General features: G+C 44.7%; 10 protein-coding genes and 1 pseudogene. 2 read left to right on the forward strand and 9 right to left on the reverse strand.

What is annotated here, in order from left to right; genetic code table 11:
- Positions 1-19: 19 nt before the first annotated feature.
- The 5 genes and pseudogenes from MH215_RS12575 to MH215_RS12595 form a co-directional block, all read right to left on the reverse strand.
- Positions 20-1708, reverse strand: a complete 1689-nt coding sequence (locus tag MH215_RS12575; protein ID WP_239290582.1) for a vWA domain-containing protein — start codon at positions 1706-1708, stop codon at positions 20-22.
- Between the two features lie 12 nt (positions 1709-1720).
- On the reverse strand, positions 1721-2452 hold the full coding sequence (locus MH215_RS12580; protein ID WP_343224574.1) for a hypothetical protein: 732 nt from the start codon (positions 2450-2452) through the stop codon (positions 1721-1723).
- Between the two features lie 545 nt (positions 2453-2997).
- Positions 2998-3417, reverse strand: a complete 420-nt coding sequence (locus MH215_RS12585; RefSeq protein ID WP_239290584.1) for a hypothetical protein — start codon at positions 3415-3417, stop codon at positions 2998-3000.
- A gap of 18 nt (positions 3418-3435) precedes the next feature.
- Positions 3436-3618: pseudogene (locus MH215_RS12590) on the reverse strand (IS110 family transposase); the annotation flags it as partial.
- Positions 3619-3957: 339 nt separating this feature from the next.
- A complete protein-coding gene (locus tag MH215_RS12595; RefSeq protein ID WP_239290585.1) occupies positions 3958-6282 on the reverse strand; it encodes a beta-L-arabinofuranosidase domain-containing protein in 2325 nt (774 codons plus the stop codon).
- Between the two features lie 184 nt (positions 6283-6466).
- On the opposite strand from MH215_RS12595, the gene MH215_RS12600 reads away from it, so the two are divergent.
- The gene (locus tag MH215_RS12600; RefSeq protein WP_239290586.1) at positions 6467-7234 is read left to right on the forward strand and encodes an AraC family transcriptional regulator; all 768 of its coding nucleotides are present in this window, start codon (positions 6467-6469) and stop codon (positions 7232-7234) included.
- Positions 7235-7501: 267 nt separating this feature from the next.
- Here MH215_RS12600 and MH215_RS12605 read toward each other — a convergent pair whose 3' ends face one another.
- Positions 7502-8545 (reverse strand): 2,3-butanediol dehydrogenase, encoded by a 1044-nt coding sequence (locus MH215_RS12605; protein WP_239290587.1) that lies wholly within the window; start codon positions 8543-8545, stop codon positions 7502-7504.
- A gap of 136 nt (positions 8546-8681) precedes the next feature.
- Here MH215_RS12605 and MH215_RS12610 point away from each other — a divergent pair, with 136 nt between their 5' ends.
- On the forward strand, positions 8682-9587 hold the full coding sequence (locus tag MH215_RS12610) for a LysR family transcriptional regulator (protein WP_239290588.1): 906 nt from the start codon (positions 8682-8684) through the stop codon (positions 9585-9587).
- A 101-nt stretch (positions 9588-9688) separates the two neighbouring features.
- Here the strand turns inward: MH215_RS12610 and MH215_RS12615 are convergent, their stop codons facing one another.
- The 3 genes from MH215_RS12615 to MH215_RS12625 form a co-directional block, all read right to left on the reverse strand.
- Positions 9689-11443, reverse strand: coding sequence for a methyl-accepting chemotaxis protein (locus MH215_RS12615; protein WP_239290590.1), 1755 nt, complete (start codon positions 11441-11443; stop codon positions 9689-9691).
- Between the two features lie 291 nt (positions 11444-11734).
- Positions 11735-12745: an anti sigma factor C-terminal domain-containing protein gene (locus MH215_RS12620; RefSeq protein WP_239290592.1), complete on the reverse strand. Its 1011-nt coding sequence runs from the start codon at positions 12743-12745 to the stop codon at positions 11735-11737.
- The gene (locus tag MH215_RS12625; RefSeq protein WP_239290593.1) at positions 12742-13233 is read right to left on the reverse strand and encodes an RNA polymerase sigma factor; all 492 of its coding nucleotides are present in this window, start codon (positions 13231-13233) and stop codon (positions 12742-12744) included. The genes MH215_RS12620 and MH215_RS12625 overlap by 4 nt, the downstream gene beginning before the upstream one ends.
- Between the last annotated feature and the right edge of the window lie 45 nt (positions 13234-13278).

The raw sequence follows: 13278 nt of genomic DNA on the forward strand, positions 1-13278 counted from the left end.
GACGTTCCCCCTTAAAATATTACATCTGTACGTTGAACAGGTTCCCAATCTTGTACACGACATCGTCGGTATCGGCATTAATGCTTGCCGCTTCGTTAATGCTGGAGATGCTCTCCAATGCTTTGATGTCTGCGTTATAGCCAATGGTATAAATCGGCACCTGATACGTCTCAACCAACTCACGAATATCCTGCAACGTATGCCCCTCATTGGTCTCACCATCACTTAGGACAAAAATCAACGGCTTCACATTGGGATTAGCGGCCTTGTAATCCTCCAGCATCTTCATCGCCACAACGATCCCGTCAAAGGTCGCTGTCCCTCCACCTGCTTGCAAGCTATCCACCGTGCCTACAAACATCGATTGCTGGTTCGTATCATACTTGGCAATAGGTAAGTTGACGGTAACTCCACTGGAGTAGGATACTAAGCCGATGCTGTTGTCCGTACCCAGATACTTCTGCCCTTTGTGTAAGGACTCCTTAAGCCGGTTAAGCGGTTCTCCATCCATGCTTCCAGATACATCGGTAACGAACACAGCCGCAATAGGTTTGCTGCCATTTTTCTTCTCTTTCCATACTTTCTGTGCGGACAACAGCGTACCGCCATCTACCGCTGCTACCTCTGATTTATAATCCGAGAGGCCATTAAATCCGAACTCCTCGGCTGATTTCTGGTATTTATCTTGCGTCACGAATTCCGCAAACTTCTGGATAATCTCCTGCTTGTTCTGCGGCAATTGACCGAGAGCATAGAGCGGGCTGTCATGCCTTACTCCAAAGGGAGTGAACACATATCCACTCTTCAGATCGGCGGTATTCACAAATGTCTGGTATTCAAGTACAAAAGCATCCAAACGGCCTGACTTGGCAGCTTCCCGCATCTGAATTGTCGTAGACGCGGTAAACGGTACGTTCGCCTGGAATTTCTCAAAGCCTTGGATCGCCTTCTCGCCAAGCGGATTCGAACTGTCGTACGTGTTCAGTGCCGTCACGAGAAAGTTAAGTCCTGTGGAGCTAGCAAATGGATCGGTATACCCCATCGCAAGTTCGTTTTTCGCAATCGCTTCAGTGACTGTCTTCACATTGACAGACCCATACGTATCAACCAGTGCATCATATTTTGCTTTGGAGATAACGATCCCAGGCACGTTACCAACAAGTCGTTCGGACACCATCTCTGTCTTCACTCCACTTGCCTCTACCATCTCGCCCCACAGTTCATTGGAAGGTGTGAAGGCATTGGGCACATACTTGCCTGACTTGATATAGTCGGTAGCTGTTCCAGAGGCAATATTCCGAATCTTCACCGACACTGGTTTACCATCAACGCTGATATTTGCTTGGTTGAATTCTTGCGCTACTTCGGTTAACCAGCCGTCCACCCCGCTGCCCGACTTCTCCGTGGAAGAGAAGATTTCAACATAATCATTCGTTGTATTCTCTACCGCAATCGGGAATTTGGATATGTCCGGCAGTGATTCTGCTACATCAACCGGATCCAGATCAATCTGGCCTTTAACCGGTTCGGCTGTTGCCGGCGCAATGTCTGCATACAACTTACCTAGCTCCTTACCTGCGTTCTCCGTGCTGACCTGTGAAGATGATTTACCGAAGTTTGACGTCAGTGTAATTCCTGCATAGACTAGGCCAAACACAAGCACCAGCATTAAAATGGATATGAAAAAAAACTTCCCTTTCTTCGCCATACGAGCAACCCCTCACTGTCTATATAATTTGGTGTGCTTAATTAATTGATCAATCTCCTGCATACAAGGCATCTGTTCAATATCTCCAGCCTCGTAGCTGTCTAGGCGTGAAATCTCCAGTAGTAACTGGTCCAGCTTGAGCAGAATTTCCTCATTGGTGTGGAGTGAATCTTTTACGTAGGTTAGATAGTCGTTGTACACTTTCGTTTTTTCCTGAAAAAGCTTCTGTGGCAAGCTCGCGGATTTGGATTTCATCATATTGGCATAATCCGCTTCATCAAATACATTCAAACGATTCAACACGCTGCGAATATTCAGATATAATAGCTTCTCCACCTCTAGTGTGACAGAAGCAAATTTCTTGTAGCTCAGTTCTCCAGGATCGAATCGTTGTTGTAATACATTCATGAGCGTCTCTTTCTTCTTTTTCATACGGCTAAGTTGGGATAATCCCAGCGTAATATCTTCTTCCAGCACTTTGATGCGTCTATAAAAAGATAAAGCCTCCACATAATCCTCATGTGTTTCAATATGCCTCACAGGCAGAACAACCGGTTGTCTGAACAACAAGCTGTAGCTGCCATAGAACAGAGCAAGTGCGCTGCCAAACAGCAGCGTCACCGAAAGTGCTGTCGTGAATGCACTCCCCCCAAATTCCAGCCCGATAAAGCCCGGTGAGAATGCCAGAACATTCACAGCTACAATGCCGAGGATCAGTCCGAGAAACTTTATGTAATTGGTCATGTTCAATCATTCGACCTCCTTTCATGTTAGATATTAGGCTTCATGTCGTTTTTTCCCTGTTTATCTCATTCTCATTGTACATGATGTTAACGCTCTCAGGTGGATATGATTGGATATTCATAATCAAAAGCGGACTTTTTGAATAACTTCTATAACTATACGTGGCTTGGGCTTATCCCATTTCATCTTTAAGGGACAACGTTGAAACGAATTGGCTATCTTGTGGTCAAATTGTAGAAGTGTATTTTTGAAAATAGCAGATTGTGGATGTTCAGATGTTATTCGGTAATACGCGGAAAATTGCTGTGCGTGTCATTTTTTATATAAATGCGTGTTCAACTATTCGATCTCCCTTGTTACGCTTTTTAAAATGGTAGGTCTTGTTTTACTAAAACTGGCTATAATAGCGAACAAATTTGCACCACTACAAAAACGCCTCTACGATTTCTATCTTCGTAGAGACGTTTTTGTTAATAATGTACATTAAACCATGTATCTTATCGTTCCCACTCATTTTCTTCCTGCAAACCACTATACGCAACATTTTATGTATCGGTCATGTATGACTCAAGCTCTGTTTGCAACCAACCAATCTCCTGCAACCAATGTTTTATATCACTCATGAACTGATTATAATCAAGCCCTTGGACTTTGTATTTTTTCAGTTTTTCCCTAAAGAAAGCATAGAAAGCATGACTTAATTCATACCGCTGACGATTTTTAGTCAACGTTTTATATTCATCTTCACTTGTTACGATATCGAAATAGAGCACATTCTCTGCCTTAGCGTACCGAACTCTTGAGTTCCGTTCATATTTATCCGGAAGACAACGAAACACAAAGAACAATTCTATTTCACAAACAGCATACTGCTGCTCCATTTTTTCAAACACAGGCTGAAGTTCATCAGATAGTGCTCCCACCCAAGTTAATGATGAAGTATCCGATGATTTCCCGACTCTCACAACTTTCACTTCCTTTCATTACTCTCTTTGCTTTGTCTCGAGCATGTGTAGAACAAGGGTCAGTTTGCCACATAGCGCTATAGGCGACTGTTTCTTCTTTAACGGATTTTGACTTCGTGTTGTGAAATACTTGTGAAGATTCTTAAACTTCTCATTCTTTGTTACCATGGGCATCACGCAACGGAACAACTTTGCTTCTAGAAAAGCTGCTAGAAGGAACCAGTAGTGCCTGTTGGTTCCTCCCGTGGAAATCGGCAGCTCTTGCCACTTGGATTACTTAGAAATGTCTACTCCAACGACCAGCGTTCCTTCCGTAATTCTTGCAATACGTTGTTTCTGTTTCATTTTATACTTTATATTGAGCGCCTCTTTTCGTATTGAGATTGTTCTTTGGGTGGAACGTTTCCCCGTATAACAAGTGGCGCTTTTTTTGCTCAAAGCTCAAATCACTTCATTACAGGAATGGTTCCTACTCTTTGTCATCCGTTTTATGCTTGTATTATAACATTGCCCTGTGAAAATCCATCACTGCTTCTCCAATCAAATAATTAGAAATTCCGGTTTACTTCGTGTGGTTCGCACCTCTGTAACTTTACCAGCACATCCGTTATCACCCAGCGCCTGGAACGTCACCTTAACACTGTCTTTGCCCGACGTGATTTCCTGTGGAATATCATAGGCAACATAGAACGTCTCGCCAATCTTGTTCATATGAATTCGCTGCTCTCCAATAACAACTCCATCGACGATAATATTGAAGTGCCGATCGTACCGAATGCCCTCACGTTCAAAAGGAGAATGATCTCCGCCCCAATAGGCTACGCACAGATGATTAGGCACTTCCGGCTGCACGGCCAGTCGATAGCTGAAGTGAGCATCACGAGTACCGTACGCTTCTCGCCACATGTGCAGCTTGTTGCGTCCGTCCGTAGACGAGCCGTTATACTGCGCCTCACGGCAGTTCCCGTCCAGCTGGTGTCCAATCTCATCTTGCTGACCATCCGGTTGAACCCGATCGATGGTGATATCATTCAATACCTTCTCCAGCGCATCGCCTTCATCGTTGAGCGGCCAATACACCGTATAGAACTGATGATGCACATCATAGAACGGAATGAGCTTCACAGGCTCTCCTGTGGAAGTTACCTCTTCACTCAGCTCGAAGGTTAACTTTCTCTGGTCGAGAACTCGAATCCATTTCCGTACATCCTCTTCTTCTGTCCAGATGACAGGTACAGGCGCGGTCTTGGGATTCAGTGCAGTCTCGTCAACGATCGTATCTACAGGAAGACCTTCGCTACCAAGCGCACCGGCAAGTACAATAGGCCCGTACAGGAAAGCTACCTTATGCTCATCATCTCGGGATGTATACCGACTGAGCGCCATTGGAAGGGTAAAAGTAACAACGTCTCCCTCGCTCCAATGACGCGAAAGGGTAATGTATCCCGGCTCGCTCTGGGACACGATCTGCTGCGTGTCCCCATTCACGATGACCGTCATCGGCTCTTGGAGCCAGGATGGAACGCGCAGCTTCAGATTCGCCGAGGCATTGCCTCCGGTAATCGTCAGGGTTCCTTTTTCCGAATAAGGGAAATCGGTGTTCAGCTTTAATGACAGTCCTTGTGATGTCCAGTCTAACGTCGAGGCAATGTACAGGTTCACATACAAGTTATCGTCTTCCTCGAAATAGATCGCTTCGGCATACTTGCCCGGATTCTCCATGCCTGATCCTGTGCAGCACCACCATGCGGTATCATGAGTTCCGTAGATTTTGTAATGTCCTTGGAGCGTTGAAGCAAAGTACGTTTTGTTCCCTGTATCCGGATCTTGGGTGCCTAAAATGTGATTGTAGACAGCGTTCTCATAATAATCCATGTATGCATGATCTGGGTTCCAAGTGAAGAGCTGTTTCGTTAACTGCATCATGTTGTGGGTACAGCAGCTCTCTCCTGTCTTGATCCCTAGGCTCTCCATGCCCTTTGCCTCATAATGCTCTGAAATGCTCGTTGCGCCAAAGACGTAAGAACGGTGATGTATTGTCGTATCCCAGAAAAATTCAGCTGCTGTGCGATAGCTCTCGTGGGAGTGATCCTGATTATAAATCTCTGCTGCTCCGATCACTTTCGGAATTTGAGTATTGGCATGCAATCCCTGAAGCTCATCTTTTTCCTGCTCCAGTGGTGCCAAAATGGTCTGATGGGTAAAACGTTTCGCTGTATCCAGATAAATCGCTTTGCCCGTAATGCCAAACAACTGTGCAAATACTTCATTCATGCCCCCGTGCTCGCACTGAAGCATTTTCTGTACCTTCTCATCCGTCATATCTTGTAATCCCGCCACTGCCCAATCTGCAAAACGAGTAACAACCTGAAGAGCCTCTTCATTCGCTGCTAGCCTATACGCATCAATAAGCCCACGATAGATTTTATGTACACTGTACCAAGGAACCCAATACTCCCCGATGTTAAAACCACCAATGTGCTCAGCTTGAAATCCGATGATAAATGCTTCCTCAGGCAGGCCGCCAATAAAACCACTACCTGTCGTCTGCTGAATTCCAGCCAATTCGCTAACTGCATAGTCTAATCTACGCTTCAACTCCTCATTGCCCGTCGCCTGATAGGTCACAGCGAGCGCAGACATATAATGTCCTAAGGAATGCCCACTAATGGAACGCGCCTCCCAACCGGCGTAACGCTTCTTGCGTGCAGTTAATCCATGTGCCTCATAACATGGGGCAAGGAATCGATCCATATCTAGGGATAAGAGATACTGCTCCCCCACCTGCTGTGACGTGCGGAATACGCTATCCGACAGATCAACCTGTGCAGGACTCAAAAATCCTCTGTTCGTTTGTGTAATCAATTGATTTCCTCCTCATGAACTGTAATCATATATTTTCCATCTGAGTAAAAGGATAAAATCCGTCGTTCTATCTTCACGTCGATTAGCCAGACATCTCTGGTAAACCTTGTACTTCCTCATGTTATCAAATAAAATACAAATGAATCAGACTCAGAATCCAAGAAAAGGTGGATAAATCCGTCCTATGCCAAAGCTATTGGAACATTACCTCTGTGGGAAATTTATTTCGGAAGGTAACTGGACACATATGAAGCGTAGCATGCCCTTTCAAGAGATCATTTTGATGTTAGAGGGAGAGATGTATATTGCGGAGGAAGATCAGAAGTATATCGTGCGCCCAAATGACATGTTATTCCTTCAATCCGGGCGCCAGCATTTTGGCTATCAGGCCAGTGATGCACCCGTAAGCTTCTACTGGGTTCACTATGACACGCAGCAGCAGGAATTCCTGAATTATCCTACCTACTCCACAATTCAGGTACCGTCAACGGCGAATCAGTTATTCAAACAGCTATTGCATGTCTCTTCGTTCTCAGTTGAGGAAGCGAATGCAGCGCTACTACTGTTATTGAAGGAGCTGGCGCGTAATACCAAGTCCGACTATCGTGCACATAATGCCATTGTGGATCATATCTGCAAATGGATTGATCTTCATATTCATACGGATCTTACCGTAGCGAAGGTGGCGGAGACGTTTAACTTCAACAAGGACTATATCTCCAAAATGGTAAAGCGCGAGAAAGGCGTAGGTCTCAAAACGTATATTCTGACTCAGCGCATCAATCGAGCCAAACAGATGCTGCTGAATACTAATGCAAGTGTGAAGGAAATCGCTGGCGCGTGCGGATTCTCAGACTATAAACTATTTCTACGAATGTTTAAGCAATATGAAGGACTCACTCCTTCGGAGTATCGCAACCATCTCTACCTAACACAATTGAATCGTAAGTAGGACAAGTATAGGGAACATAGTCTTCGTGCGCATAACAAAAAACCACCTCCTACTTCCCTGTCCCTCATAGCTAAAATGCAGTCTAACATTTGAGAGAACAGTTCATAGGTGGTGGCTTCTGCGGTGACATGGAGTGACTAAGGGCTAGTGCCTAGGCCGCCCATACAAATCAGTAAATCTAATCCGTTTGGATCATGAGAGGTAAGCTTTTGTGAAATGTGTTCGCAAGATAACTATGTTTATCCGTTAATTACTTTAACCTACTCATTACCCGTTAATTTCGATGAGGATTTTGGCGTGGCTCTTATCGGACATGAGCAGCTCAAGCCCTTCTTCCACGATATTATCGAGTTTGATTTTCTTCGTAATAACTTGCTTCACATCCAGTGCTCCTTCTGCGATCAAAGAAACCACTTCTGGGAAAATGTGACGATATGCCAGCGTAGAAGTTAGGTTCGCTTCCTTCACCAACAGTTCGAAGAAGTTCACTTGAAGTGGTGTTGGAATAGCCGCAATGACGACAACCTCTCCGCCTTTCTTGATCACGGCAATGGCGCTGTCCATTGTTGGCTGCACACCTGCAGCTTCATAAGCAACGTCAATCCCACCGGATTGCTGTAGAATGGTCTCCGTTGCATTCACTTGAGCGCTATTCACCGGAATAGCGCCCAGCTCCACTGCAAGATTAAGACGCTCATCAAATACATCGACCGCATAGATTTCGGATGCTCCAGCTGCTTTTGCTGACAAGATTGTCAACAGTCCAATTGGACCAGCACCGTATACGGCAACCTTCTGTCCTACTTTTAGCTTGCTGTGGCGAACGGCATGAAGGGCAACGGCTGTAGGCTCAACAAGCGCTCCTTCTTCAAAGGATACGTTATCTGGCAGAACATGTACCATATAGGATTCGACCACAACATATTCTGCAAAGCCGCCGTCCCCATTCAAGCCAACGAAGCCAAATTGTGTACATTGATTGTAACGTCCTTGGATACAGTACTCGCATTTACCGCAATGATACAACGGCTCTACAACGACACGGTCTCCAACGTTGATTCCGCTTACATTATCCCCCAGTTCACTAACCACTCCGGCAAACTCATGTCCAAGTGTAAGCGGCGCATTTTGACCGGATAACGGATGTTTGTCGCCTTCTTGTATACCAACGCCATGATGATACGCGTGCAAGTCACTGCCACAGATTCCTGCATACTGTACTTTAATCTTCACTTGTCCCGCTTGTGCTGTCGGAACCTCCCGCTCTTCAACGCGGACATCTTTTTTTCCATACCATACTGCTGCTTTCATTGGATGCATCCCCTTTTTATCATTTATAAGATGAACACAACTTCTATTCTTAGTATAGCCCTGTTCAAACATTATTCATATTTATAGATACTAATGTTAATATTAGTTATAGTAATACAAATACGGAGATGAATACATGAACCTTGAACAGCTTGAATACGTTGTTGAAATTGCCAAAACGAAATCATTTTCTGCTGCTTCTGCGAATCTGCACATCACTCAGTCAGCAATTAGCCAATCCATTCATCGACTTGAACATGAGCTTGGTGTGGTGTTATTTGAGCGCTCACGCAGCGGTACGTTCCCTACGGTAGAAGGCAAACGGTTTATAGCCAAAGCCATGGATATTCTCCAGCGTGTAGATGATTTGAAAACGATGAATATCGAAGCTTCCGCCTTGACAGGTGAGCTTCATGTAGCTACTTTTCCCAGTGTCATGCCCTACTTGGTTCAGGCTACAGCCGAGATGAAAATCGAACATCCCCAATTGGATATCTCGATTGAAGAAAAGGGTTCGATGGAGATTATCAAGGATATTCGCAGTAACAAGATACATCTGGGATTCATCGCCATCTATACGAAACAGCTACGTGAGTTCGACGGCCTACACTTCATCCCCATGTACTCAGGCAAGCTTGTTGTCTGCACCCATCACCACTCTGAGCTGGCGAAACTGAACCGGGTCACGCCTGAACAGCTCAAGCTTCATAAGCTCGCATTGTATCGCGATGGATTCATCGATGATTTTATCCAAGATTTCTCCTATGATCACGGCTCACTCTCTATCTTGTTCCGCACCAATAATTCCGAAGCCATTACAACGGTTCTCGGAAGTAATATGGCAGCAACCATCGGACATGACTTCTCCTTCTACCAACATCCATTGTGGAAAGAGGGTCTACTCAAACTCATTGAGATCACAGGCATTGATCAACCCAAAATGCAGATTGGATTCGTACAGGCAGAGTCGAAAGAAATTGCTCTGGCAGCGGAGCGATTTACGTTAAAGTTCAGACAGGCTATTGAGCTAGGACATTTATAACTAAAAAACACCCTACTCTTTAGTCGATGTCTGCATGAACACACTTCGACTAAGAAGTAGGGTGTTTTAATAACGTTCCAAATATAGCGTTTTATTTCATTCTATACTTTCACTTTCTTCACTGCTTCGCTCATTTCATGCGTCTGTTGCTGCAGTACATTGGATGCCTCCAACACCTGCTGGAACATCGCAGATTGTTCACGGGTCAAACGATAGATATCATCCGAATGATCCGATACGCCGGATGAGATCTCGGAGATCGTGTTCACGGATGCGGCTGCTTCCTCGGATCCCGCGGATATTTCTTCTGCTGCAGCAGAGACTTCCTGGATTCGCTCGGTTACGAGTCGCAATGCGTCGACTACTTGTGTAAAGGCAACCTCCGCATCTGCAGTCAGCGTCACACCCTGACCTATTTCCTGGGCAGTCACATTCATCTGTGTGCCAATCTGTTCGGACTCTTGCTGAATGCCAGTTAGCAAATCCGATATGGTCTGTACGGATGAACTCGAAGCTTCTGCCAGCTTCCTCACCTCATCCGCTACGATTGAGAAGCCTCTCCCATGCTCTCCAGCATGAGCAGCTTCAATCGAAGCATTGAGTGCAAGCAGCTTCGTCTGGGAGGCAAAATCCCGCAGCGTGTGCAAAGCGCCCCCAATCTCCTGCGAATAGTTGCTCAGCACTTGAACCAATGCTACCACTTCTCCCGCAACGGCGGATATATTCTCCATCTGCTTCTTCATGTCTGTCATGCTCTGCTTACCCAATTGTGCTGTAGCAAGCGTCGTAGTCGCAGCGTCCGACACGGCTGTGGAGGACTCGGATATGTCCGTGATGCCTTTCGCAATCTCTTCCATCGCGTGAGCACTATCACTTGCGCCTTGCTTCTGCGTATGTGCGCCCTGTCTGATCTGTTGCACAGCATAATCCACAGTTTTACTCATGACCAACATCTCTTCTGCGTTCCGATTGAACTCCTCAGTGGATTCTGCAAGAATATCTGTAGTCACAGATACACCCGCGACCATGTCACTCACGATTTTATTCAAATTCCCAGACATCTGGGTCATTGCTGTAAACGTACTACCAATCTCATCTTGGCTACGAAGTGGGTATGCGGTCAGAATTCGATTCGCTTCTGCCAGTTCACCTTGCGCCATTCGTTCTACACTTGCTTTTAGTGGTTGCAAAGGTCTCAGACCTCTTACGATAAACCATAGTACAATGGCAATTCCTGCGAGTGTAATGAACAACAACACGCCGTAGAACGGAATACTCGAAGTCAGGATATCCGACTCGATCGTTCCGATAACTGATACAGCCGTATCGATGCCGATTACACCTACTAGACCACCGTTGTTATCCATAATTGGCGCATAGGAGGATATGTAGTCACCATATTCTTCGTTATTAATAATAGAAGAGCTTGCCGTTTTCCCTTGGCGCAGGTCGGCCACGGCATCTGGAGGAATGTCTGTTACTTCATTAATTGCGGATGCTTTGTCTGGATCCTTGATTCCGTCCACCATCATGAGTGGCGTATCTTTGTCATCTATTTTTGCATAGTACACGTACATTGCGCCGATCCTTACACGAAAATCATCTAGTTCATCTCTAATCTTCAGAAATGTACTGTTTTCTTGTGGATCTTGCACAAATTCTACATAGGGCTCCTTATCTAACTGACTTACATAACTTTGAGCTATCTGAATGTTGTAACTTGAGATTGCCTTCTGTGCAGCCAATTTTGTATTAGCCAACTGAAGCAACATACTTCCTGCAGATAGTACCAACATGACAAGTGTAACGATGGCAACTATGCGGACAACTAAACGTTTTCTGAACACTCCGATCATTCGCTCCTCTTCCTCCCACATCCGTGTAAGCCTTTTCGACTAGCCCATACCCAATTTCACCATGCTTGAAGCACTATGTAATGTGAAAATAGTATACGAATATGTCGATTTTCGCAAGAAAATATTGGGTTGACATAAATACGGCTATTTTCTTCATGAAGTACACAGAAAAAAAAGGCTTACTCCTCTGCTTTACAGTGGGAATAAGCCTTTAATTTTTGCGGTAAGGTGTTACCTTTATATCACTATTTAAACGGTTCAAGTATATACATATTAGTTTTAAGCAAACTCTTAATATTTGTCCACTACGGCTCCCAGAGTTACTCCTCTCACATAAGGCTGTCCACTTAGGGATTGAAGCTCCTGTGCTGTTCCAGTAACAACGACTCCTAGAATTCGAATATCACTCTCATCGGGTTTATCCTTATCCTTCTTCAAATAATTATAGATTCGATTGAACTCATACTCATACTGTCCATTCAATTGAACGCCTCGCTCTAATGCATCCAAAAACTTCTTCTCGCTCACTTCAATCGGATCGGTATAGAAGATCCCAAATCCCTTAACCCAATCTCCAATATCAGGACTCGCATAGCTTTGATTACCATTACCGTCGATGTAAGGATCATAAAACGCCTTGTTATCGTATGTGTCCACCCAATACCAGGTTTGGTTCAACCCTGGAGGGGTCAGTTTCTTCACTTCATTTAACGAATAGTCCTTGTCAAAGGAAATCGCCATTTCTACCCGCTTGTCTGAACCCATTTCTTGAAGTAAGGGAAGATCATTTAAGATTTTCCCGTTATAATTCACCTGTGGAATGTAAAATAACATCTCTCTTTGTCCGTTCAACCCGTTGTAGCTACGTGTATACTCATAACCTTCCTTTTTCATATTCTCATCTGGTAACGAAACAAGTTGTGAGACATCCCCACTCAACATTGAAAAGTTCAAGAAAGGGAACACTTGATAATTGTATTTTTTATCTGACCAAGGTATAGGTACACCATCAATCACTTTAGCTGTATACGTCTGCAGGGTGCCATTCAGAATACCACTGTAGTTCACTTGCCCTGTCTGAACCTCATTAGGCCCGCTGATCTGGTTCATAATCTGCTCGCTGTTCATCGCACGGTTAAAGCTCTTCGTTGTTAGATACTGATTGCCTAGCATTAATCCAAACAAAGCTATCACCGAAACCAGTGACGAAATGAGCACCGTGCGAATCGTCGATTTCCACTTTGCTTTCTTAATCATTTGACTAATATTCACTGAATCTTCCTCGCTGTTTAATCCTTTCACGTTGTACCACTCCCATACTTTTTTTTGAACTGTTGTCGTGCTTGGTATAACGACGCTTTGACCTGTTCCATCCGTATCCCGAGCAATCTCGCTATTTCTTGATAAGGAAGTTCCATCTCATATTTCATAATTAGTAGCTGTTTGTGGAGCGGGGCAAGCTGACGAAGTATAGCCTCTACTTCTTCTTTCTTTTCCTGTTGTAGGAGAGCGTCCTCAGGAAGGTTATCATCTGGTATGTCCATCGTATCGATCGGAACCATCGTCCATTTCTTACGGCGGCAAAGATCATAGTATCGATTAATCGCTACTCTATACAGCCAAGCACTGAACTTCCCATTCTCTATGGAGTCTATATATAAAAACGCTTTGTACACCGTCTCCTGTAAAATATCCTCCGCATCGGATGGAGAAGCGCCGAGTCTAATGAGATAGTTCCGGATCTCTTTGAGCTTAGGCTGTAATTCTTCATTCATCTGTCCGGCGTTCATGCTTCACCACCTTTCATGGGTATAACGAATAGATATCAGGAATGT

The sequence above is a fragment of the Paenibacillus sp. ACRSA genome (assembly GCF_022346845.1).
In the GTDB taxonomy this organism is placed as follows: domain Bacteria; phylum Bacillota; class Bacilli; order Paenibacillales; family Paenibacillaceae; genus Paenibacillus.